A 258-nucleotide genomic window follows, 5' to 3' on the forward strand; every position below is an offset into this window, starting at 1 on the left:
GTTTCGCGTCACTACGACGGCGTGCGCGCCGTGGATGACGTTTCGCTCGTCGTCCACGACGGCGAATTCTTCTCGATGCTCGGACCGTCGGGGTCGGGCAAGACGACCTGTCTGCGTCTGATCGCGGGCTTCGAGCAGCCGAGCGCGGGCCGCGTCGTCCTGCATGCTCGCGACGCGACCGGCCTGCCGCCCTATCAGCGCGACGTGAACACCGTGTTCCAGGACTACGCGCTGTTCCCGCACATGAATATTCGCGAC

Annotated in this window: 1 protein-coding gene; it reads left to right on the forward strand. The window is 65.9% G+C overall.

Features of this window, described 5'->3' with window-relative positions:
• The coding region (locus SB751_RS32515) for an ATP-binding cassette domain-containing protein (protein ID WP_410749321.1) at window positions 1–258 on the forward strand (258 nt) is incomplete at both ends.

It is taken from the genome of Cupriavidus sp. SIMBA_020 (assembly GCF_046535395.1).
Lineage (GTDB): Bacteria > Pseudomonadota > Gammaproteobacteria > Burkholderiales > Burkholderiaceae > Cupriavidus > Cupriavidus campinensis.